General features: G+C 70.2%; 19 protein-coding genes. 9 read left to right on the top strand and 10 right to left on the bottom strand.

The genetic code is table 11. The features are described from left to right. Positions 1 to 2: 2 nt before the first annotated feature. The 5 genes from ROTAS13_RS00750 to ROTAS13_RS00730 form a co-directional block, all read right to left on the bottom strand. Positions 3 to 671, bottom strand: a complete 669-nt coding sequence (locus ROTAS13_RS00750; RefSeq protein ID WP_075821277.1) for a MarC family NAAT transporter — start codon at positions 669 to 671, stop codon at positions 3 to 5. Between the two features lie 392 nt (positions 672 to 1,063). Beyond that, positions 1,064 to 2,167 carry an SMP-30/gluconolactonase/LRE family protein gene (locus ROTAS13_RS00745; protein WP_075821269.1) on the bottom strand — a complete coding sequence of 368 codons (1,104 nt, stop codon included), beginning with the start codon at positions 2,165 to 2,167 and terminating at the stop codon, positions 1,064 to 1,066. Positions 2,168 to 2,276: 109 nt separating this feature from the next. Further along, on the bottom strand, positions 2,277 to 3,200 hold the full coding sequence (locus tag ROTAS13_RS00740; protein ID WP_019460375.1) for a dihydrodipicolinate synthase family protein: 924 nt from the start codon (positions 3,198 to 3,200) through the stop codon (positions 2,277 to 2,279). Further along, a complete protein-coding gene (locus tag ROTAS13_RS00735) occupies positions 3,197 to 3,973 on the bottom strand; it encodes a GntR family transcriptional regulator (protein ID WP_075821268.1) in 777 nt (258 codons plus the stop codon). The genes ROTAS13_RS00740 and ROTAS13_RS00735 overlap by 4 nt, the downstream gene beginning before the upstream one ends. Before the next feature lie 78 nt (positions 3,974 to 4,051). Further along, the gene (locus ROTAS13_RS00730) at positions 4,052 to 5,845 is read right to left on the bottom strand and encodes a response regulator (RefSeq protein WP_075821267.1); all 1,794 of its coding nucleotides are present in this window, start codon (positions 5,843 to 5,845) and stop codon (positions 4,052 to 4,054) included. Between the two features lie 214 nt (positions 5,846 to 6,059). Here ROTAS13_RS00730 and ROTAS13_RS00725 point away from each other — a divergent pair, with 214 nt between their 5' ends. From ROTAS13_RS00725 to ROTAS13_RS00705, 5 genes are all read left to right on the top strand, one after another. Further along, a complete protein-coding gene (locus ROTAS13_RS00725) occupies positions 6,060 to 6,716 on the top strand; it encodes an MBL fold metallo-hydrolase (protein WP_075821266.1) in 657 nt (218 codons plus the stop codon). Then, on the top strand, positions 6,713 to 7,264 hold the full coding sequence (locus tag ROTAS13_RS00720; RefSeq protein ID WP_171979008.1) for an NUDIX hydrolase: 552 nt from the start codon (positions 6,713 to 6,715) through the stop codon (positions 7,262 to 7,264). Before ROTAS13_RS00725 ends, ROTAS13_RS00720 begins: the two co-directional genes overlap by 4 nt. Positions 7,265 to 7,452: 188 nt before the next feature. Then, positions 7,453 to 9,081, top strand: a complete 1,629-nt coding sequence (locus ROTAS13_RS00715) for an inorganic phosphate transporter (protein WP_075821265.1) — start codon at positions 7,453 to 7,455, stop codon at positions 9,079 to 9,081. 114 nt (positions 9,082 to 9,195) lie between these two features. After that, positions 9,196 to 10,482, top strand: coding sequence for an OprO/OprP family phosphate-selective porin (locus tag ROTAS13_RS00710; RefSeq protein WP_126281874.1), 1,287 nt, complete (start codon positions 9,196 to 9,198; stop codon positions 10,480 to 10,482). A gap of 120 nt (positions 10,483 to 10,602) precedes the next feature. Beyond that, the gene (locus ROTAS13_RS00705) at positions 10,603 to 10,902 is read left to right on the top strand and encodes an alkylphosphonate utilization protein (RefSeq protein ID WP_075821263.1); all 300 of its coding nucleotides are present in this window, start codon (positions 10,603 to 10,605) and stop codon (positions 10,900 to 10,902) included. Here ROTAS13_RS00705 and ROTAS13_RS00700 read toward each other — a convergent pair whose 3' ends face one another. After that, complete coding sequence (locus tag ROTAS13_RS00700; RefSeq protein WP_171979007.1) at positions 10,903 to 11,460, bottom strand: L-2-amino-thiazoline-4-carboxylic acid hydrolase; 558 nt, start codon at positions 11,458 to 11,460, stop codon at positions 10,903 to 10,905. Positions 11,461 to 11,607: 147 nt separating this feature from the next. On the opposite strand from ROTAS13_RS00700, the gene ROTAS13_RS00695 reads away from it, so the two are divergent. After that, positions 11,608 to 12,240 (top strand): peroxiredoxin, encoded by a 633-nt coding sequence (locus ROTAS13_RS00695; protein WP_019460916.1) that lies wholly within the window; start codon positions 11,608 to 11,610, stop codon positions 12,238 to 12,240. A 4-nt stretch (positions 12,241 to 12,244) separates the two neighbouring features. Next, positions 12,245 to 13,261, top strand: coding sequence for a cysteine synthase A (locus ROTAS13_RS00690; protein WP_075821262.1), 1,017 nt, complete (start codon positions 12,245 to 12,247; stop codon positions 13,259 to 13,261). Between the two features lie 306 nt (positions 13,262 to 13,567). Here the strand turns inward: ROTAS13_RS00690 and ROTAS13_RS00685 are convergent, their stop codons facing one another. After that, a complete protein-coding gene (locus ROTAS13_RS00685; protein WP_019460918.1) occupies positions 13,568 to 14,470 on the bottom strand; it encodes a bestrophin family protein in 903 nt (300 codons plus the stop codon). A 194-nt stretch (positions 14,471 to 14,664) separates the two neighbouring features. On the opposite strand from ROTAS13_RS00685, the gene ROTAS13_RS00680 reads away from it, so the two are divergent. Beyond that, positions 14,665 to 15,693 carry a YncE family protein gene (locus ROTAS13_RS00680; RefSeq protein ID WP_083755341.1) on the top strand — a complete coding sequence of 343 codons (1,029 nt, stop codon included), beginning with the start codon at positions 14,665 to 14,667 and terminating at the stop codon, positions 15,691 to 15,693. Between the two features lie 18 nt (positions 15,694 to 15,711). On the opposite strand, the gene ROTAS13_RS26915 is transcribed toward ROTAS13_RS00680, so the two are convergent. Both ROTAS13_RS26915 and ROTAS13_RS00675 read right to left on the bottom strand, forming a co-directional pair. Beyond that, positions 15,712 to 15,870 (bottom strand): hypothetical protein, encoded by a 159-nt coding sequence (locus tag ROTAS13_RS26915; RefSeq protein WP_167522612.1) that lies wholly within the window; start codon positions 15,868 to 15,870, stop codon positions 15,712 to 15,714. A 115-nt stretch (positions 15,871 to 15,985) separates the two neighbouring features. Further along, entirely contained in the window at positions 15,986 to 18,136 is a 2,151-nt protein-coding gene (locus tag ROTAS13_RS00675) for a malate synthase G (RefSeq protein ID WP_075821261.1), read from the bottom strand. Positions 18,137 to 18,332: 196 nt separating this feature from the next. On the opposite strand from ROTAS13_RS00675, the gene ROTAS13_RS00670 reads away from it, so the two are divergent. After that, complete coding sequence (locus tag ROTAS13_RS00670; protein ID WP_019460922.1) at positions 18,333 to 19,949, top strand: gamma-glutamyltransferase; 1,617 nt, start codon at positions 18,333 to 18,335, stop codon at positions 19,947 to 19,949. A gap of 46 nt (positions 19,950 to 19,995) precedes the next feature. On the opposite strand, the gene ROTAS13_RS00665 is transcribed toward ROTAS13_RS00670, so the two are convergent. Continuing rightward, positions 19,996 to 20,901 (bottom strand): polysaccharide deacetylase, encoded by a 906-nt coding sequence (locus tag ROTAS13_RS00665; RefSeq protein WP_075821260.1) that lies wholly within the window; start codon positions 20,899 to 20,901, stop codon positions 19,996 to 19,998. Positions 20,902 to 21,027 lie beyond the last annotated feature (126 nt).

Below are 21,027 nucleotides of genomic sequence, written 5' to 3'. Positions count from 1 at the left end.
CCTCACGGCTGCAGGCGCCAGCTCTGGATGAAGTCGTGGATGCCGGAGGCGATGAACTGCACGGCGATGCAGGTCAGCAGGAATCCCATGATCTTCGTCATGGCCGTCACGCCGTGCCTGCCCAGAAGCCGGGCGATGCGGAAGGAGGCGGAAAGGATCGTCCAGGCGATGACCAGGGTGATCACGATACCGGCGGCGATCACGACATGGCCCAGGATCATCCGGTCGTGCGGGATCTGCGAGCTGTAGCCCAGCACGGCGGCGATGGAGCCGGGGCCGCTGAGACTCGGCATGGCGAGCGGGGTGAAGGCGATGTCCGGCTGGCCGGGGCGGTTGGCGGTCTCCACCGTCTCCTGCGTCGGGCCGGTTTCGTCCTGGCCGGTGAAGAGCATGCGGAAGCCGAGTGCCAGGATGATCAGCCCGCCCGCGACGCGGATGCCGGGGAGCGAGATGCCGAAGCCCGCGATGATCAACTGCCCGGCCAGCAGGAAGGCGAGCAGGATCGAGGCGGCGTAGATCGAGGCGAGGCGGATCTGCCGCTTGCGCTCGTCCGCCGGCATGGTCCGGGTCAGCGCGATGACCAGCGGGACCGTGCTGAACGGGTTCATGATCGGCAGGATGCCCATCACGACGATGCCGACATAGTAGGGGGCTTGCAGCAGACCCGACATGCCGGCTGTCTTGCCATCATCCCGCATCGCGGCAAGCGCGAAGGCGGGGAGGGGGCCGCGGACCAGCCCTGCGGCGACCGCGTACCGCAACCCGCCCGTGCGGCACGGCGCTCTGTCGCGAGTGGCGATGGAGGGCGGTGTCCGCAGCCTGCCGCCGGGGGTGCAGGTGGAGGTGCCGGCGGGCTTCGCCTGCTTTCCGGACCCGCTGCATCCCTGGCCGCCGCGGAGCTTCGCGGAAAAGGGGTTCAACGTCTCCCGCTATAACCCCCGTGCCACGGGGTGGGCATTTCGCGGCGCTGGAGGCGCCGGATCTGCTGGTGGCGGACCTGCGGGAATGGGGCCGGAGCGGGTGAGGGGAGCCGGCACCGGCCGGCTCCCGGAAGTCGGGCCGCTCAGACCGCCCCGTGCGCCTCGAAGGTCATGGCGTAGACCGAGTGCGAGCTGGCCATGTAGAGCCGATTGTTCTTCGGCCCGCCGAAGACGAGATTCGCGCAGCGTTCCGGCAGGCGGATGAAGCCGATCGCCTTGCCCTGGGGGTTGAAGACCATCACCCCGTCCAGCTCCTCGGACCTGCCGCGCAGCTCGTGGACCTTGCGGCCTCCAACATCGCGCGGCTCGGCCTCCAGCGCCCCGTTGCTGCCCCAGCCGCACCAGAGATTGCCGTCCCGGTCCACCTTGAAGCCGTCCAGCGCGCCCTGGTCGGCGGCGTCGATCAGCTTGGTCTTGCCGGAAAGCGTGCCGTCCGGCTGCACGTCATAGCTCCAGATGCTGCGGTTGGGCGTGCCCTTCCACTCGACGACGTAGAGCTTCTTCTCGTCCGGGGAGAAGGCGAGGCCGTTGGGATTGACCAGGTCGGTGAGGACCGCCGTCAGCTTCCCATCCGTGCCGATACGGTAGACATTGGTGGTCGGCTGCTCCGGCGTGGCGCGGAAGCCCTCCCACTCGCCGTTGATGCCGAAGGTCGGGTCGGTGAACCAGATCGTGTCGTCCGACTTCACCACGATGTCGTTCGGCGCGTTGAGCCGCTTGCCCTGATAGCTGTCGGCCAGGACGGTGATGGAACCGTCCTTTTCCGTGCGGGTGACGCGGCGGGTGACGGAATGCTCGCAGGTGACGAGGCGGCCCTGCCGGTCCCGCACATTGCCGTTCGAGAAGTTGGACGGCGCGCGGAAGACGGTGAAGCTGCCATCCTTCTCGCTGTACTTCATGATGCGGTTGTTGGGGATGTCGCTGCAGAGCAGGTAGCCACCTGCGTCCCCGCTGGCGGGGAAATAGGCCGGGCCCTCGGCCCAGCGCATCCCCGTGGCGACCTGTTCCAGCGTGCTGCTGTAGATCCGGTACTTCGCGAAGCTGGGGTCGAGGACCTGCACCGCCGGATCGGGGTAGCGCTGGTTCGGCGCGAAGGCGAAGGACTGCGCCAGCGCAGGGCGTGCCAGGGCGGCGGTCGCAGCAATGCCGCCGGCGGCCGTCAGCAGGCTGCGTCGTGTGGTGTTCATTCCGGTTTTCCCCCGGCGCCGCGTGCGAATCTGCCGCGGCGCTCGGTCCGCGACCATAATGCCGGTAAGGGGCACGGGCCATGCCGCGCCCCTGTCCGCTCCGGTGGCGTCAGGCCGCCTTGCGTGCGGTGAGGCCCCAATCCTGCAGGAGCTGCACCAGCGTCTCCTGCGCCTCCGGCGTGAGCGGCCAGGCGGCGGGCGGCCGGGCCGGGCCGGCATCCTCGCCCATCAGTTGCAGCGCGGCCTTCACCACGGAAACATTGGCGCCGCCAAGCTCCTGCGCGCGCAGCACCTCGAAGGGGTCGATCGCCTCGATGTTCCCGCGCGCCGCCTCAAGGTCGCCGCGCTCCAGCGCCGCATGGATGGCGACGGAGCGCTCGGGCACGACATTGATCAGGCCGGAGGTGAAGCCGCGCGCGCCGACGCCGTACATCGGCGGCGCCCAGGGCTCGGCCAGGCCGCAGGTCCAGTTCACGCCGAGATGCGCCGTCCGCCGCACGGCCTGGGCCAGCAGCATGACATTAGGGGTGGCCCATTTCACGCCGACGATGCCGGGCAGGCTGGCGAGCTCGACGATGCGGTCGATGCCCATGCTGTCGTTGCGCAGGTAGAGGACGATGGGAAGCTCGCCGGCCTCCGCCACGCGCTGGAGATAGGCCTTGATGCCGCGCGGGGCGCAGAAGGGGTCGGGCGGCTGGTGCACCATCAGCATGTCGGCGCCGGCCTGCTTCGCCACGCGGGCGAGCTTCTCGGCCTCGACGACCGAGCGGCCCACGCCGGCGATCACGGCGGCACGCCCTGCGACCATGCCGGGGACCTCGGCCTGCATGCGCTCGGCCTCGGCGAAGGAAAGCGAGTAGAACTCGCCGGTATTGCCGTTCACGGTCAGGCCGTGGACGCCGGCCTTCGCGGCGCGGGCGATGATGGGCTCCAGCGCCGCCGGCGCGATGGCGCCTTCGCGGTCATAGGGCGTCACCAGGATGCCGGAGATGCCGCGCAGGGCGGTGAGGCAATCGTCCCGGGTGAGTGTCATGTTGTCCTCCTGTTGTGGTCGGGACCGTTCTGGCTGGAGCCGTCCGGGCCGGCGGGAGCGAGGCCATCGGCCATGCCGTCCTCGTTCAGGGCGGTGCTGGCCTGTGGCGGGGCCGGATGCTGGGAAGCCTGCCGCAGCGAGCGCAGCCCATGCGCGCGCATCAGCAGCTCGGCGCGGTCCTGGTCGCCCAGGCGCAGGGCGTCCAGCAATTCGGTGTGCTCCACCAGGGCGCGGGTGAACTCGCCCGGGGCGGCGAGGCTGCGCTGGCGGCCGACCTGATCGTAGCCGCGCAGGGAGCGCAGCGTCGTCTCCAGCATGGCGTTGCCGGCCATGGCGCGGATCATCTCGTGGAAGCGGGTATTGGCCTCGGCGAGGCGGCCGGCATCGCCCGCCCCGGTGGCGGCGCGCATGGCGTCGAGCTGCCCGGCGAGGCGGGCGATGTCCTCGGGCGTGGCATTGCGGGCGGCGAGCCCGGCGACGACGGCTTCCAGGGCGACGCGGATGCGCCCCATCTCCTCCAACTGGCCGGGGCCGAAATCGGCGACAAGCGTGCCGCGCCGCGGCAGGGTGACGACGAGGCCCTCCATCTCCAGCCGCCGCAGGGATTCGCGGACGGGGGCGGGGGAGACGCCGAGGCGGGCGGCAAGGCCGCGCTCGGAGACACGGGTGCGCGGCGCGAGGCTGCCCATGGCGATGGCGTCGCGCAGCCGGCGATAGACACGTTCCGAGAGCGAGGCCGTTTCGCTTTGGGAGAGCGGCTGGAGCGCGTTCATGCCATCTGATATATCAGTATGGCTGGACAATCGCAAGCGCTTCCCGTGCCGGGCCGTTCCAGCCCCGGGCCCGGGCCGTCAGAGAGAGGCGCCGCAGGCCACCGCGCCGCAGGCCGGGGCCAGCACGGCGGTCAGGCGCCGGGCGAGCTCCTCGGTGCGGAAGGGCTTCTGGAGGATCCTGTCCTTGCTCTCGCCCGCCATGGCGGGGGCCTCGGCATAGCCGGTGAGGAACATGATCGGCAGCTGGGGGCGGCGGCTGCGCGCGGCCTGGGCGACCTCCACGCCGTTCATGCCGGGCATGGCGAAGTCCAGCAGCAGGAGGTCGAAGCGGGTGTCGCCGTCAAGCAGGTTCAGCGCCGCGAGGCCGTCATGGGCCTCGACCACGTCATAGCCCAGGTCCCGCAGGGTGAGGGCGGTGATCTCGCGCACGGGTTCCTCGTCATCCACCAGCAGGATGGTCCGGTCGTCCTTTTCCGGCCCCTGGGCCGGGGCGGGTGCAGCCGGGCGCGCCTGGGCGCGGGGCAGGTAGAGATGGATGGCCGTGCCCCGGCCGTGCGCCGTCTCGACCCGTAGCCCCCCGCCGGATTGCTGGACGAAGCCCAGCACCTGGCTCAGTCCCAGTCCGGACCCCTGTCCGACATCCTTGGTGGTGAAGAAGGGCTCGAAGGCCCGGGCCCGGACCTCTGGCGTCATGCCGGTCCCGGTGTCCCGGACCGTGATCGCGACATAATCCCCCGCCGGCGGTTCCTCGGGATGCTCCGGCGGGCCGAGGGTGACGTTGCCGGTGACGATACGGATCGTGCCGGTGCCCTGCATGGCGTCGCGGGCATTGAGCACGAGGTTCACCAGGGCGAGCTCGATCTGGGTCGGGTCGGCCATGGCGAGCCAGGCTTCCCGCCCCACGGGGGCGTCCTGGCCGGTGTCGAGGCGGACGCTGCCGCCGACGGTGGTGCCCAGCAGCCCGGCCATCTCCTGGATCAGCGCGTTCATGTCCAGGGGGCGGGGGTCGAGCCGCTGTCGGCGGGAGAAGGCGAGGAGCTGCGAGGTCAGCAGGGCGCCGCGCTCGGCAGCCAGCCGGACCGCTTCCAGCCGCCGCGCGAGATGGGCGGACGACAGGCCCTGGACAGGGGACTGGCGCTGCAGCAGCCGCAGGTTGCCGAGGATGACGGTCAGCAGGTTGTTGAAGTCGTGCGACACGCCGGCGGTGAGTTGGCCCAGCGCCTCGGCGCGCTGCATCTGCCGGAGCGAGGCTTCCAGCCGGTCATGCTCCTCGATCTGAGCCTGCAGGCGCCGGTTGGCCTCGGAAAGATCGCTGGTGCGCTGCCTGACCAGGCGTTCCAGCGCCTCCTCGGCCTGATGGCTGGCGGTCATGTCGGTGTTGATGCCGGCAAAGCCGAGGAACTCGCCATCGGCGGACAGGCGCGGGGCGGCATCCACCCGCATCCAGTACACCCGCCCGCCCTTGGCCTGCATCCGGATGACGGTCTGGAAGGGCTCACGCACGGCGAAGGCGCGGCCGATCGCCACATCATAGGCGGACAGGTCCTCGGGATGGATCAGCCGGTGCCAGCCTTGCCCCTGCAACTCGCTTGCCGGATAGCCCAGCGTCCGCTCGTGGTGGCGGTTGGTGAAGATGCAGTTCCCATGCTGGTCGGAAAGCCAGATCATGGAAGGGGTGCAGTCGGCGATGCGGCGGAAGGAGGCCTCCCCATCCGCTTCCGCCGCAAGGCACTGGGCCGGGAAGGGCTCCTCCTGGGCTGGCTGGCTTTCGTCGGACGGGTCGCGACGAGTCCCGGAACTGCTCCCTGTCTGGCGGGGCTGGGTCTCCGGCGGCTGGGGGGGCCTTATTCGATCAGACGAGGGCAGGGCCATGATCCAGAGGCGAGAAACGCGGGCAACGTTCTGGACATCATTGTCCGTGAGGGCGGCAAGCTAGGGCCCTGGGGATGCGACGGCAATTGCGGGGCGGCCCGATGGCCCCCTGCTGGGCATCACCCTCGCGTGAAAACGGCAACCGGCGGCGCGCGCTGGCGTGCCACGGCGGCACATGCCAGTTCTGGCGGCCTGCAAGACAGGGGCCGATGCCATGACATCTTCCGAAGCGCTGCGCGGCGCGATCCTGCCGGTCACGCCCTTCGGCCAGAACTGCCTGATCCTCTGGGACGAGGCGACGAAGCGCGGGGCGGTGGTCGATCCTGGCGAGGCCGGGCCGGTGCTCGCCGCCCTGAAGGAACTCGGCGTGACGGCGGAGAAGGTCCTGCTGACCCATGGCCACCTGGACCATGCGGCGGGTGCCGCAGAGGTCGGCGAGACGCTCGGCATCCCGGTCGAGGGACCACACGAGGCCGACCGTTTCCTGCTGGACGGGCTGGCGCAGTCGGCGGCGCAGTACGGCTTCCCGGGTCGGCCGGTGGTGCCGGACCGCTGGCTGGCCGAAGGCGACACGGTGGAGGTCGCCGGGCGCCGCTTCGAGGTCCTGCACTGCCCCGGCCACACGCCGGGCCATGTGGTGTTCTTCGACCCGGCCGCGCGCTTCGCCGTGGTGGGGGACGTGATCTTCCGTGGCTCCGTGGGGCGGACGGATTTCCCCTATGGCGACGGTCCGGGGCTGGTCCGGGTGATCCGGGAGAAGCTCTTCCCGCTGGGTGACGACGTGAGCTTCCATTGTGGGCACGGGCCGGGCGGGATGCTGGGCGAGGAGCGGCGCAGCAACCCCTATGCCGGGGAAAGGGCGGAGGGGTGAGCGGGAAGGAGCCTGACATCGTCCGGACCGGCAGCCGGCTGGTCTACGAGAACCGCTGGATGCGGCTGCGCGAGGATACGGTGCGGCGGCGCGACGGCTCGCCCGGTCTCTTCGGCGTGGTCGAGAAGACCGACTTCGTGACCGTGGCCGCGGTCGAGGATGGCATGGTCCATATGGTCGAGCAGTTCCGCTATCCGGTAGGCCGCCGGTGCTGGGAGTTCGTGCAGGGCATGTGGGAATACGCGCCCGGCACCGACCCGCTGGAACTGGCGCGGGCCGAGCTGCGGGAAGAGACGGGGCTGCGCGCGGCGGAGATGCGCTATGCCGGGCGGCTCTTCCTGGCCTACGGCTTCTGCACCCAGGCGAACCATGTCTTCCTCGCCACCGGGCTCACGCCGGGCGAAGCGGCGCTGGAGGTGGAGGAGCAGGACCTGGTGACGCGGGCCATGCCCCTGGCGGAGCTGGAGGCGATGATCCGGGACGGCATGATCGAGGACCAGTCCACCGTGGCGGCCTTCGGGCTCCTGCGGCTGAAGGGGATGCTGTGAGGCTGCCGCTTGGAACCCCGGGCGGAAGACAGGACCCGGTTCCGTAACCCCGGGTGGATCATGCATGCCGTCGCGCGCGCCCGGGCTGCGGCGGGTGCCTGCCCGGCGGAAATGTTCACCCGATTGCAACAGGCCATCCCGGCGCATCCTCGCTACAGCGGTCCTCGACTGTCACACCTGGGGGACCGATGTCCGACACCATCCTCCGGGGCGCCGGGGGGGCACTCACCTCCCCGCGTCCGGATCTCGACCGCAAGCCGCATGCCTTCGGGGCCATTGCCTTCATCCTCGTGTTCGCCGGCGGGCTCGGCTATGCGGCCTTCAGCATCGCGCAGGACATGCGGAGCGTGGGCGAGCACGGCCTGGCGACCGGCGCCCTCGTCATGCTCGGCCTGGCCCTGGTGATCGCGCTGGGCTTCGAGTTCGTGAACGGCTTCCACGACACCGCGAATGCCGTGGCGACCGTGATCTACACGCACAGCCTGGCGCCCCTGACGGCGGTGGTCTGGTCGGGCTTCTGGAACTTCCTGGGCGTGCTGACCTCCAGCGGCGCGGTCGCCTTCACCGTCGTCACCCTGCTGCCGGTCGAGCTGATCCTGCAGGTCGGCAGCACCGCGGGCTATGCGATGATCTTCGCCCTGCTGCTCGCCGCGGCGATCTGGAACCTCGGCACCTGGGCGATGGGCCTGCCCAACAGCTCCTCGCATGCGCTGATCGGCTCGATCATCGGCGTGGGCCTCGCCAACCAGCTCCTGGCGCCGGCCGGCTCCGCCACCTCCGGCGTGGACTGGAACCAGGCGGTCAATGTCTTCGAGTCCCTGCTGTTCAGCCCGCTCATCGGCTTCGTGCTGGCGGCAGTGCTGCTGCTGGCGATGCGCTTCGTGGTGCGCAACGAGGCGCTCTACCGCGCGCCGGAGGGCAACAAGCCGCCGCCGGTGGCGATCCGCGCGCTGCTGATCGCCACCTGCACCGGCGTCTCCTTCTTCCACGGCAGCAATGACGGGCAGAAGGGTATGGGCCTGATCATGCTGATCCTGATCGGCGCCGCACCGACGGCCTATGCGCTGAACCGCGCCACGCCGGACAGCGCCACGCCGGCCTTTGTCGAGACGGCGCAGCGGGCCAGCGGCATCTTCGCCAGCCATGCCGGCGGCGCCCCGAGGCCGGAAAGCGCCGCCGCCGCGCGCTCCGTCGTCGGCGACGCGCTGAAGGTGCGCGAGGTCAACCGGCCCGAGGTCTATGCCGCCCTGGCGGTGCTGACCCAGGATATCGGGCGGCAGGTGCAGGGCTACGGCGCGGTGCGGCTGGTGCCCGCGGCGGCGACGCCGAACGTTCGCAACGACATGTACCTCGCCTCCGACGCGGTACGGGTGATGGGCGCGCATCCGGCGGGCTTCGGTGATGAGGAGGTCGCGGCGCTGAAGTCGATGCGCGGTCTGCTCGACGAAGGCACCAGGTTCATCCCGACCTGGGTGAAGGTCACGGTCGCGCTGGCGCTGGGCCTCGGCACCATGGTGGGCTGGAAGCGCATCGTGGTGACGGTGGGCGAGCGGATCGGCAAGACGCACCTGACCTACGCGCAGGGGGCCTCGGCCGAGATCGTGGCCATGGGCACGATCGGACTGGCCGATGCCTACGGCCTGCCGGTCTCCACCACCCATGTCCTGTCCAGCGGCGTCGCCGGCACCATGGTGGCCAATGGTTCGGGGCTGCAATGGGCGACGGTGCGGAACCTGGCGATGGCCTGGGTGCTGACCCTGCCGGCCGCCATGGCCATCGCCGGCGGGCTCTACGTGCTGCTGCGCCAGGTCTTCTGACGGCGCGGCCCCGGCGGCCCGCGCCGTCGGGGCCTCACCGCATCGTCATGGCCAGGGCGCGGCGGTTTCATGCTTGAGGGGCACCGAAGAAGGATGAGCCGGGAATCCTCCGTCATGCCGATACGCCTTGCCGCCGCCGCGATGCTGGCCGGCCTTGCCGCCATGGCCGCCGCCCCGTCCGCGGAGGCGCAGGAGGCCGCCGGGACGGGCTGCAAGGCGCGGGATGGGGCCGATCAGGGCGGCAGCCTGCCGGCGGGCGAGGCGCTGCAGAAGCGGCTGACCCTGTGCCCCGGTGGGGACGAATTCACCATCCGGCCGCTGCTGCGCTTCGACCTCGACGGCGTGTCCTTCTTCGGCCAGGACCGGCCGGGAGGCTTTGATTCCGGCACGCAGGTGCGGCGGGCGCGGCTGGGCGCGGCCGGCAACCTGCCCGCCGGCTTCGGCTACCGGGTGATCTGGGAATTCGGCGGCTATCCGAGCCGGACCAACTTCCTCTACGAGGCGCAGCTCACCTACAAAGTTCAGCAATGGGGCATGGTCCGGGCCGGGTCCTACACGCCGCAGCACCTGCCGGAATATGCCGCCAGCTCCTTCGACCTGCTGTTCCTGGAGCGGTCGGCGATCAGCAACATCGTGGCCGGCCTGGCAACCGGGGATTCGCGGGAGGCGGTGGGCCTGGAGGCGCGTGGCCGGGACTGGAACCTGAGCCTCTACGGCACGGGCGGCACCAGCTCGGCGCTGCACGACCACCGGCAGCGCGGCCTGGCCGGCCGGGCCGTGGCGGTGTCGGGCGAGGGCGGGCTGCTCCATCTGCAGGCGGGGTTCGACGTGGCGGCGCAGTTCGATCCGGGCACCGTGCCGGGCAACGACACGCTGCGGCTGCGCGACTATCCGGAGCTGCGCGGCGACGGGTCGCTGCGCTTCCTCGACACCCGGTCAATGGGCGCGCAGGACGTCTATGCCTATGGGCCGGAGCTGAGCGGCACGATCGGCCCCCTCTATGTCGAGGCGCTCTACCAGCAGATCGTGGTGGACCGCGGCCATGGCGGGACGAGCCGCTTCGACGGCTGGTACGCGCAGGCCGCCCTGCCGCTCTATCCCTGGAACGGGAAGCGGAAGCGCAGCGTGGAAACGGGCACCTGGCGGCGCCCGCCCACCGAGGGCTGGGCCGGCTTCAACGGAAATCCGGGGGCGCTGGAACTGGCGGCCCGCTACAGCACCGTGAACCTGAACGACGGCACCGTGCGGGGCGGCACGCAGAGCATCTGGACGGTGGGGCTGAACTGGTACCTCTCGGAAAACCTGAAGGTGCAGACCCAGTACCAGAACGGCCGGGTCGCCCTGGACGGGCCCGACCGCCTGTTCCAGGCCTGGGCGGTGCGGCTGGCCTTCAACCTCTGAACAGCCGGGGCTTCCCGAGAGGAGGAGGAACCGGCGCGCCACCCCGGCATGCCGGTTTCGCGCTTGCGGTGCTGCGGCCGGGGCGGGAAGAAACCTCCCGTTTCCGTGATGAGGGTGGCGATGTCCGGCGAGGACGAGGACTACGTGTATGACGAGGCCACCGGGGAGTGGCGCCCGGCCAGCGAGATGAAGGCGGCGCAGGCCCGGCAGGAGGTGCGCGACGCTTCGGGCAACCTTCTCGCCGACGGGGATTCCGTCACACTGATCAAGGACCTGAAGGTGAAGGGGGCGAACCAGACCCTGAAGCAGGGCACGGTCATCCGCTCGATACGCCTGACTAACGATCCGGCGGAGATCGACTGCCGCCACGACACGATCAAGGGCCTGGTGCTGCGCACGGAGTTCGTGCGCAAGCGCTGATCATGCCCCGTCCGGGCGGGGCGAAAGGCGCAGTTCGCAGCAGCCCTGGTTGCCCGGCTTCCATGTCCGCGCCGCGAAGCCGATGCCGCTGGCGCCGAAGACGCCGTGATCGGCCCGGCCGGCGATGCGGCAGAGCAGGGCGATCTCCTCCGGCGTCCGCCCGTCCTCCTCCCAGGCCTCCTTCAGCGGGCAACGCTCCACCTGCACGATCAGCGTGCCGTCCGCGGCCTCGCGAAGCCGGTGGGGAAAGAGCCGGCCCCAGTCCGGGCTGGCGCGGGTCAGGAAGGTTTCCGCCACGGCCTGGGGCGTGGGATCGCCGAGCCCGGCGAAAAGGGCCGCGCCCGCCGCCGCGCCCCGCCGCTCGATGGCGAGCGACAGCAGACGCTCGGCCTCCGCCTCCCCATGGGCCTCCCGCAGCGTGGCGAGCAGGTCCCAGTAGAGGCGGCCACGGGCCTTGAAGGCGGCGTCAAGCTCGGCAGCGAGCCTGGCGGCGCGCTCCTCCGGGGCAGGCTCCCGCGCAGGCAGGGCGGGGGAGGGGATCTCGCGCGATTCGGCCATGGTGCGGAGAAGGCTCGTTCCTGACCGGCTCCGCTGTCCATATGGATTTTCTCCCCCGCCTTGCCTCCGGGAAACGATCTTTTCGCGGTTGCGGAAAGTCGGGGCGCGTGGACAGAGTGCCTCCCCCTTCCAGCAGGAGAGACCCGCATGCTGCAACTCGGCCAGGTCGCGCCCGATTTCGAGGCGGAGACGACGCAGGGGCGTATCCGCTTCCATGACTGGCTCGGCGGTTCCTGGGGCGTGCTGTTCAGCCACCCGAAGGACTTCACGCCCGTCTGCACCACGGAACTGGGCATGACGGCGCGGCTGAAGCCGGAATTCGAGAAGCGCGGCGTCAAGGTGATCGGGCTGAGCGTGGACACGCTCGACCGTCATGCCGGCTGGGATGCGGACATCGCCGAGACGCAGGGCGTGGCGGTGAACTTCCCGATGATCTCCGACCCGGACCGGACCGTCGCCAACCTCTACGGCATGATCCATCCGGAGGCCGATCCCTCGGTGACGGTGCGGACGGTCTTCGTGATCGACCCCAACAGGAAGATCCGTCTGATGCTGGTCTATCCGCCCAGCGCCGGGCGGAACTTCGACGAGGTGCTGCGGGTGATCGACAGCCTGCAGACCACGGACCGGCACAAGGTGGCGACGCCGGTGAACTGGCAGCCGGGCGATCGCGCCATCGTGCTCGCCTCGCTGAGCGACGAACAGGCGAAGCAGCAGTTTCCCCAGGGTTTCACCACGGAGAAACCCTATCTCCGCTGGGTCGAACTGCCGAAGGAGTGATATCTTGAGTCTGCCCGGTCCCGTCGATGGCTTCTGGGGTGCGGTGGGCCGCACTCCGATGATCCGGCTGAAGCGTGCCTCGGAGCTGACGGGCTGCGACATCTTCGCCAAGGCGGAGTTCATGAACCCCGGCGGCAGCGTGAAGGACCGGGCGGCGTTGGGCATCCTGGGCGATGCGGTGGACCGGGGGCTGCTCACCCCCTACCGGCCGGGCACGGTGGTGGAGGGGACGGCCGGCAACACCGGCATCGGCCTGGCGCTGGCGGCGAATGCACGCGGCTGGAGCTCGGTGATCGTGGTGCCGGAAACGCAGAGCCGCGAGAAGATCGACTTCCTGCGCATGATCGGCGCGGATGTGCGGCTGGTGAAGGCGGTGCCCTATGCCGATCCGGGCAACTACGTGCATGTCTCGCGCCGTCTGGCGGAGGAGCTTTCGGCCCAGGGGCCGACCATCTGGGCGAACCAGTTCGACAACCTCGCCAACATGCATGTGCATGAGCGCACCACCGGGGCGGAGATCTGGGACGAGCTGGACGGGCGCATCCATGCCTTCACCTGCTCCTGCGGCACGGGCGGCACGCTGGCGGGCGTGGCCAGGGCGCTGAAGTCGCGTAACCCCGAGATCCGCATCGTGCTGGCCGATCCGATGGGCAGCGCGCTCTATTCCTGGGTGAAGACTGGCCGCCTGCACGCCGAGGGCAGTTCCGTTACAGAAGGGATCGGACAGGCGGCGCGGGTGCCGGGCAACCTGGAGGGCGCGCCGATCGACGATGCCGTGCAGGTGCAAGACGAGGCCATGCTGGCGGAGGTCTATGCGCTGCTGGCGGAGGAAGGGCTGAGCGTCGGCGGCAGCGCCGGGCTGAACGTGGCAGCGGCGATCCAGGTGGCGCGCGACCTGGGCCCGGGGCACACGGTGGCGACGATCCTCTGCGATGGCGGGGCGCGATACCAGTCCAAGCTGTTCAACCCGGAGTTCCTGGCCTCCAAGGGCCTGCCGGCGCCGCCCTGGCTGCAGGGGTGAAAGGGGCGGGTCCCGGCCGGACCTGCCCTTCGCTGCCGGAATGGAATGTCGCGGGACGGAAGCGCCTTTCCTGCCTCACGTCGGGGTCGTTGCGCAGGCGCGAGATCGGTTGGAAAGAGCCGAAAAAAAGAAAGGCGGCTCCGAGGAGCCGCCAAGTTTAGGGAGGAAACGTCCAAGAAATGCAGCCTCACATCTCAGTGATGCTGCACAGCAAGAATATGAACAGTCCGGTCCGTCCATGCAAGGCCAAACTCGCATCCCGGTGTGCCCGATATGCATTTCCGGGTTGCGGCGGCCGGGGTCTTCTCACCACAGAACATCGCCCACGGGCTGCAAAGGTTTCGGCACGTCCAGCTCGCCGATCGCTTGCAGCAGGTCGATCTCGATGGTCCGGCAGATGGCGTTCAGCGGCACGTCGTTCGGCGTGTTCTCGAAGGGGTCCTGGATGTCGTCGCCGATCTGCTCCATCACCAGCAGCATCAGGCCCACCACCGTGGAGGCGAGTGGGGTGTAGAGGCCCAGGCTCTCCACCAGGCCAAGCGGCAGCAGAACGCAGAACAGGTGGACGAAGAAGCGGGGGTAGAAGGTGTACTGCCGGGGCAGGGGCGTGTTCTTGATGCGCTCCATGCCGCCCTGGGCATTGGCCATGTCCACCATCGTCGCCTCGATGCGGGACTGGCGGATATTGTCCAGCCAGCCGCGTTCCAGCGCATCGCCGAGCAGCCGCGCGGAACCCGTGAGGATGGCGTTGGGCACGTTGTTGAAGCGGTGGAGATGGGCGACCTCCTCCGGCTCCATGTGCCGGGCGAGCTCGTCCCAGCATTCCTGCTTGCGGAGCTGGCAGCGCAGGGCGTGCACATAGGCGACCTGCCGCTGCACCAGCCGGCGCTTCAGCGGCACCGCCTCCGGCGTGTCGGGCAGGAAGGACAGGACCTCGCGCCCATAGGAGCGGGAAGCATTGACCATGGCGCCCCAGAGGGTCCGCGCCTCCCACCAGCGGGCATAGGCGCTGTTGTTGCGGAAGCCCAGGAAGAGCACCAGCGCGGAGCCGAGCAGGGGCAGGGGCAGCACCGGCAGATAGACGCTGAAATCGTGGTGGAGTGTCACATAGGAGACCACGATCAGGACGTCCCAGATCAGGAAGATCACCAGGGGCCACCCCAGCCGGGCCATCATGCGGTGCAGCTGAACGTCCTTCGGAACGATCATGCGGTTCTGTTCTTCTCCGTTGTCCGATGGCCGGGGCAAAAGGTTCCCGGCCCCCGCCGCCATCGCTGCAACGCAGCATGAGACCGGGGGTTGAGCCAAGAATCGGAGTGTTACCGGGGCAACCCCTTCTCCCGGCGAGCGTCATGGTCGCAGCGGATGCCATCCATGCGTGCAGGGGCCGGGAGACACATCGGATGATCGAAAGACGCGGAATGCTCGCCGGCATGGCCTCGGTGGCGGCGGGCCTGCCCCTGGCGGCAGCGCGGGCGCAGGGCGGCAATGGCGGCGGCAACGGCCCCGCCTCGCTGCTGCTGGTGATGGAGAAGAACGCCGGCAAGCTCGCCTTCTTCGACGCGGCGGACGGCACGCGGGTCGGCGAGGTCGCCTTGCCGCCCTATCCGCATGAATTCGTCGTCGATGCGCCGGGGCGCTTCGCCTATGTCGGCCATTACGGCCTGCCCAGCTCCGACAAGCCGGGCGAGGGTGGTCATTCCGTGGTCATGGTCGATCTCGGCGACCGCCGCGTGGTCCGCACCATCGACTGTGCGCCCTTCAACCGGCTGCACGGCATTGGAATGGACAGGCAGGGGCGACTCGGCGTGCTCAGCGAGGGGCGTGATACGCTGCTGATCCTGGAGGACCCCGCCAGGGCGGTGCGGCCCGACCGGCAGGCCGCCACGGGCGGGCGGAAGACGCATCTCTTCGCCTTCAGCCGGAATGGCGAACGCGCCTATGTCACAGGCCTGGAATCCGGCACGGCCAGCCTGGTGCGGCCCTATGACCGGGTCGCGAAGCCGGTGGTCGTGAAGACGGGCCGGATGCCGGAAGGCAACTGCCTGAGCCCGGACGGCAAGGCCTTCTATGTCGGCAACCGGCGGAGCGGGACGGTGAGCGTGCTGGATGCCGAGAGCATGAAGCTCAGGGACCAGCGGGATGTCGGCGGCGATCCGCTGCGCCTCTATGCGCTGCCGGACGGACGGCTGCTGCTCGCGGATCTGGAGCGTGAGAGCATCAGCCTGCTGCGGCCCGACCTGCGCGAGATCTGGCGCCTGCCGCTGGGCGCGAAGCCGAGCGCGGCCTCGCTGCATCCAGGCAAGGCGGTGGCCTTCGTCTCCCTCGCCTCGGACGAGGTGGTGACGGTGGACCTGGAGGCGAAGCGCATCGAGCAGCGGATCAGGACCGGCGCGGGCGCGGACGTGACCCGGCTGCTGCAACAGGGCTGAGGCGCCGGCGCCGACGGATCAGCGCCGGACGAACAGGGCGATCGCCAGGACGATGCAGGCGAAGGCCAGGATGCCGAACATCGCCTGCACGACGGAATAGTTCTCCGCCCCGGCCGCCACGAAGACGGAGGCCAGGCTGCCGCCGAGATAGAGGATCAGCCGGACGATCAGGCCCATGGCGCGGCGTTCCCTTCGCTGGAAGCCGGTCCGGTCCACGCCAACCCGGGGGGTGGGCGCCGGCCGGATTCCGGCGCCGCCAGGCGGCGGGGCCCGGCGGTGCGCGGCGCGGACATCAGCCCGCCTTCGCCTCGCGGCGGCGGCGGGTCAGGATGAACTCCGTATAGCCGTTGGGCTGGGTCGTGCCCTCGAAGACGAGGTCGCACGCGGCCTTGAAGGCGGGACCGTCGAAGCCGGGGGCCATCGGCGTATAGGCCGCGTCGCCGGCATTCTGCTGGTCCACCACGCCCGCCATGCGGCGCAGCGTCTCCGTCACCTGTTCCTTCGTGGTGACGCCGTGACGCAGCCAGTTGGCGATGTGCTGGGCGGAGATGCGCAGCGTGGCGCGGTCCTCCATCAGCGCGACATCGTGGATGTCCGGCACCTTGGAGCAGCCGACGCCCTGGTCCACCCAGCGCACGACATAGCCGAGGATGCCCTGGGCGTTGTTGTCCAGCTCCGCCTGCACGTCGGCGGGCGCCCAGTTGGTGTCCCTGGCCAGCGGCACGGTCAGGATGTCCGACAGCTTCGCGCGCGGCCCGCCGGCGGCGATCTCCTTCTGCCGCTCCATCACGTTCACCTGATGGTAGTGCAGGGCATGCAGCGTGGCGGCGGTGGGGGAGGGTACCCAGGCGGTGTTGGCGCCGGCCTTCGGGTGGCCGATCTTCTGCGTCAGCATCTCCGCCATGGCATCGGGTGCGGCCCACATGCCCTTGCCGATCTGCGCCCGGCCCGCGAGGCCGCAGGCGAGGCCGGTGTCCACGTTCCAGTCCTCATAGGCCTTGATCCAGGGCTGGGCCTTCATATCCGCCTTGCGGACGACGGCGCCGGCCTCCATGGAGGTGTGGATCTCGTCGCCCGTACGGTCGAGGAAGCCGGTGTTGATGAAGACCACCCGCTCCTTCGCCGCGGCGATGCAGGCCTTCAGGTTGGCGGTGGTTCGCCGCTCCTCGTCCATGATCCCGATCTTGAGGGTGTTGCGCGCCATGCCGAGGATGTCCTCGACCCGGCCGAACATCTCGACGGCGAAGGCGACCTCCTCCGGCCCGTGCAGCTTGGGCTTCACGATATAGACCGAGCCGGCGCGGCTGTTCATGCGGCGCCCGTCCGGGCCGATGTCATGCAGGGCGATGGCACCGGTGATCAACGCATCGAGCATGGTCTCGGGCACCGGCTGGCCGTCCAGCGTCACGGCGTCCGTCAGCATGTGATGGCCGACATTGCGCACCAGCATCAGCGAGCGCCCCGGCAGGGTCAGCGTGCCGCCATCCGGCGCGGTCCAGCTCCGGTCCGGGTTCAGCCTGCGGGTGACGGTCTTGCCGCCCTTCTCGAAGCTCTCGGCGAGGTCGCCCTTCATCAGGCCGAGCCAGTTCCGGTACACCACCACCTTGTCGGCGGCATCGACGGCGGCCACGGAATCCTCGCAGTCCTGGATGGTGCTGACCGCGGATTCCAGGATCAGGTCGGAGATGCCGGCGGCATCGTCCCTGCCGATCGGGCTGGTGCGGTCGAAGACGATCTCCAGGTGCAGCCCGTTCCGGCGCAGCAGCACGGCGCCGGGCGAGGCGGCATCGCCGGAATAGCCCACGAACTGCGCGCGATCGCGCAGCGCCGTGGCCGTGCCGTCCTTCAGCGTGACGGCCAGCCCGCCATCCTTCACCGCATAACCCCTGGCCTCGGCATGGCTGCCCTGGGCCAGCGGCGCGGCCTCGTCCAGCGCGGCGCGGGCGCGGGCGATCACCTGGGCGCCGCGGGCGGGGTCGTAGCCCTTCTGCTTCGGCCCTTCCTGCGGAATGGCATCGGTGCCGTAGAGCGCATCGTAGAGGCTGCCCCAGCGCGCATTGGCGGCGTTGAGCGCGTAGCGGGCGTTGTTCACCGGCACCACGAGCTGCGGCCCGGCGATGGTGGCGATCTCCGGGTCCACATTCGCCGTGGAGACCTGTACCTCGCCCGGCGGGTCGAGGAGGTAGCCGATCCCGCGCAGGAAATCCTCATAGGCCGCCGCGTCGATCGGCTTCGCCGGATGCGCGCGGTGCCAGGCATCGACCTTGGCCTGGATCTCGTCGCGCTTCGCCAGCAGCGCGGCGTTGCGGGGGGCGAGGTCGCGCAGCAGGGATTCCATCCCGGCAAAGAAGGCATCCGGCGCGACGCCGGTGCCAGGCAGGACTTCCTTGACCAGGAAGGCTTCCAGTTCGGGGGCCACCCGCAGGGCGCTGCTCGCCGCCATGACCTGTTCCTCCGGAGATATGTGATCCTGGCTTCGGAGATAGCCGCCTTCGGGATGGCGGGCAAAGGGGCAGGGATGCCTTGCCGGGCGGCGCGCCGCCCGGGGCGGGCCAAATCTGCGACATTTCGCGGGCCGGGAGGGGTTGCGGCACCCTGCGGGCGGGCGGAGGCTGCCGCGCCGAAGGAGCGCCATGCCGATGTCCCAGAACCCCTCCCCGGGCCTTGCCGACTACCAGCCCAGGCCGCACCGCACCCAGAACTGGGAGGTGACCAAGCCCTCCGCGCGCGGCAAGCGCGGCATGGTGGTGTCGCAGAGCAAGGCGGCGGCCGAGGCGGGCGTGGCGGTGCTGGAGGCCGGCGGCAACGCGGCCGATGCGGCGGTGGCGGCGGCCTTTGCCCTGGCCGTGGTGGAGCCCTGGAACAGCGGCCTGGGCGGCATCGGCTTCGGCCTCGTGCACCGCGCCGGGGCGGAGAATGCCGAGGTGGTGGATTTCGGCCCGGTGGCGCCGAAGGGGGTGGACCCCGCCGCCTACAGGCTCACCGGCCGGCTGAAGAAGGACTTCTTCACCTGGCCGGAGGTGGAGGGCGACCACAACATCCATGGGCCGCTCTCGGCCCTGATCCCCTCCTCGGTGGCGGGGTACGACCTGCTGCGCGAACGCTTCGGCACGGGGATGCCGCTGCCGGAGCTGCTCGGCCCGGCGGTGGCGCTGGCCCGGCGCGGGTTGCCGCAGGACTGGTTCACGCTGATCAAGGTGGCGGCCTCGGCGAGGATCATCCGGCTCTATCCGGAAAGCGCACGGATCTACCTGCCGGACGGGCTGCCGCCGACGCCGCCCTACCAGGGCAATCCGGGCTTCTTCCGCCAGGGCAATCTCGCCGAAACGCTGGAACGGCTGCGGCGGCACGGGCTGCGCGACTTCTACGAGGGCGGCGTGGCGGCTGACCTGGCGGCGGACCTGCGGGAGGCCGGCAGCTTCGTGTCCGCCGCCGACCTGGCGGAATGCCGCGCCACGCTGCGGCCCGCTTCGGTGCTGGACTGGCGCGGGCGCTTCCGCGTGCAGTCGGCGGGCGGGCTGACCGCGGCGCCGACCCTGGCGGCGGTGATGCGGCAGATGGCCGAGGTCCGGCCAGGCAGCGCGCCGGACGCGGCCTGGTACGCCGCCCTGTCGCAGGCGATGCGCGATGCCTATGCGGAGCGGCTGACCAGCCTGGGCGCCGCGAACCCGCCGCCGGAGCCGGCGGAGACCTGCACCACGCACCTGACCGCGACGGATGCGGAGGGGAACATGGTGTCGCTGACCACGACGCTGCTCTCCTCGATGGGCAGCCGCATGGTGCTGCCGAAGACCGGCGTGCTGATGAACAACGGCATGATGTGGTTCGACCCGACGCCGGGCTCGGCCAATGCGATCCGCCCCGGGGCGCGGCCGTTGTGCAACATGCTGCCGCTGACGGTGTCCGAGGCAGGCAAGGCCGGGCCGGTGATCGCCGTCGGGGCCTCGGGCGGGCGGCGCATCCTGGCCAGCGTGTACCAGATGCTGGCCTGTTCGCTGGATTTCGGCATGGGCCCGGAAGAGGCGGCGGCGATGCCGCGCATCGACGTCTCCAGCCCCGACGCCACCAACGCCGATCCGCGCCTGCCTGCCGCCGTGCTGGAGGCGCTGGCGGCCCAGGGCGGGTTGGAGCTGGTGGAGCACGCCACCCTGCCGGTGAACTATGCCTGCCCGAACATCATCCGCTGGGAGGATGGCGAGGCGGTGGGAGTGAGCGACGTGATGTCGCCGAGCTCCGGCGCCGTGGCGGCGGGCTGAGCGGCGTCCGGGGGAGGGGTGGCCTCCCCCGGAGAGGCTCCTTGCGTCAGGCCGGGGTGGCGGCGTTCTCCAGGCAGTGGCGCGCCACCTGCTCATGCGTCAGGAAGCAGACACCCTCGAAGCCCTTGATGTATTCCACCAGCCGGTCGAGCAGCGCGATGCGCGAGCGGTGGCCGATGATGTGCGGGTGCATGGTGAGCAGGAACAGCCCGCCCTCGGCATAGGCGCCGTCGAACTCCGCCTTGAAGATCTCCTCCACGGCGGAAGGCGGGGTATAGGGGCGCAGGCCGCTGAAGCGCTGGAAGTTCAGGTAGGGCGCGTCGTCCTTGATCCATTCCGGCGGCAGCTCGACGATGCCGGTGGGGATGCCGTCGGCGACGATCTCGTAGGGGTCGTCATCGGCCATCAGGCTGCTGTCGTAGAGCAGGCCCATCTCCCGGATGATGTCCATCGTATCGACCGAGAAGTCCCAGGAGGCGGTGCGGATGCCGACCGGGCGGCGGCCGGCGGTCTTCTCCAGCACATCCGCCGCGCGCATGGTCAGGTCGCGCTCCACGCTGGGGGGCAGAGTGGTGTTCGCCTCGTGGATCCAGGAATGGATGCCGATCTCGTGGCCTTCCCCGGCCAGCGCGCGCACCTCCTCCGGATAGATCAGCGCCGAGACCGCCGGGTAGAAGAAGGACGCCTTCACCTCGTAGCGTTCCAGCAGGGCGCGGATGCGGGGAATGCCCCGGCGGCTTCCGTACTGCCCCTGGCTGATGCGCATCGGGCTCTCGTCGGAGTCGCGCAGCGGCGTGGTGTCGTGGTCCGCGTCGAAGGAGAGGGCGACGCAGCAACGGGCCCCGCCGGGCCAGGAGGCGGGCGCCAGGGAGCGGCCGGCGCGGGCGCGGTCCACCATCCTGCGCCAGGTCGGCTCGGGCCATTCCCAGGGCTTCAGGGGCTGGTCGCTCATCGTGTCACCTCTTGGCTCGGGGGCGGGCCGGCACGAGAGAACCGGCGGGCGCCCGCGTCAACACCCCGCCGCGCGGCGAAGGCGCGGCTGGCACGCCGATTGCTCAAGAGGTACGGCATTGCAACC

It is taken from the genome of Roseomonas sp. TAS13 (assembly GCF_001950415.1).
In the GTDB taxonomy this organism is placed as follows: Bacteria; Pseudomonadota; Alphaproteobacteria; order Acetobacterales; family Acetobacteraceae; genus Roseomonas; species Roseomonas mucosa.
This window is presented reverse-complemented; position numbering and strand designations above follow the sequence as displayed.

Bases quoted from the DNA above. Each gene is read 5' to 3' on its own strand.
- ROTAS13_RS00750 (WP_075821277.1), bottom strand. From the start codon at position 671: ATGTCGGGTCTGCTGCAAGCCCCCTACTATGTCGGCATCGTCGTGATG.
- ROTAS13_RS00745 (WP_075821269.1), bottom strand. From the start codon at position 2,167: ATGAACACCACACGACGCAGCCTGCTGACGGCCGCCGGCGGCATTGCT.
- ROTAS13_RS00740 (WP_019460375.1), bottom strand. From the start codon at position 3,200: ATGACACTCACCCGGGACGATTGCCTCACCGCCCTGCGCGGCATCTCC.
- ROTAS13_RS00735 (WP_075821268.1), bottom strand. From the start codon at position 3,973: ATGAACGCGCTCCAGCCGCTCTCCCAAAGCGAAACGGCCTCGCTCTCG.
- ROTAS13_RS00730 (WP_075821267.1), bottom strand. From the start codon at position 5,845: ATGGCCCTGCCCTCGTCTGATCGAATAAGGCCCCCCCAGCCGCCGGAG.
- ROTAS13_RS00725 (WP_075821266.1), top strand. From the start codon at position 6,060: ATGACATCTTCCGAAGCGCTGCGCGGCGCGATCCTGCCGGTCACGCCC.
- ROTAS13_RS00715 (WP_075821265.1), top strand. From the start codon at position 7,453: ATGTCCGACACCATCCTCCGGGGCGCCGGGGGGGCACTCACCTCCCCG.
- ROTAS13_RS00710 (WP_126281874.1), top strand. From the start codon at position 9,196: ATGCCGATACGCCTTGCCGCCGCCGCGATGCTGGCCGGCCTTGCCGCC.
- ROTAS13_RS00705 (WP_075821263.1), top strand. From the start codon at position 10,603: ATGTCCGGCGAGGACGAGGACTACGTGTATGACGAGGCCACCGGGGAG.
- ROTAS13_RS00700 (WP_171979007.1), bottom strand. From the start codon at position 11,460: ATGGCCGAATCGCGCGAGATCCCCTCCCCCGCCCTGCCTGCGCGGGAG.
- ROTAS13_RS00695 (WP_019460916.1), top strand. From the start codon at position 11,608: ATGCTGCAACTCGGCCAGGTCGCGCCCGATTTCGAGGCGGAGACGACG.
- ROTAS13_RS00685 (WP_019460918.1), bottom strand. From the start codon at position 14,470: ATGATCGTTCCGAAGGACGTTCAGCTGCACCGCATGATGGCCCGGCTG.
- ROTAS13_RS00680 (WP_083755341.1), top strand. From the start codon at position 14,665: ATGATCGAAAGACGCGGAATGCTCGCCGGCATGGCCTCGGTGGCGGCG.
- ROTAS13_RS26915 (WP_167522612.1), bottom strand. From the start codon at position 15,870: ATGGGCCTGATCGTCCGGCTGATCCTCTATCTCGGCGGCAGCCTGGCC.
- ROTAS13_RS00675 (WP_075821261.1), bottom strand. From the start codon at position 18,136: ATGGCGGCGAGCAGCGCCCTGCGGGTGGCCCCCGAACTGGAAGCCTTC.
- ROTAS13_RS00670 (WP_019460922.1), top strand. From the start codon at position 18,333: ATGTCCCAGAACCCCTCCCCGGGCCTTGCCGACTACCAGCCCAGGCCG.
- ROTAS13_RS00665 (WP_075821260.1), bottom strand. From the start codon at position 20,901: ATGAGCGACCAGCCCCTGAAGCCCTGGGAATGGCCCGAGCCGACCTGG.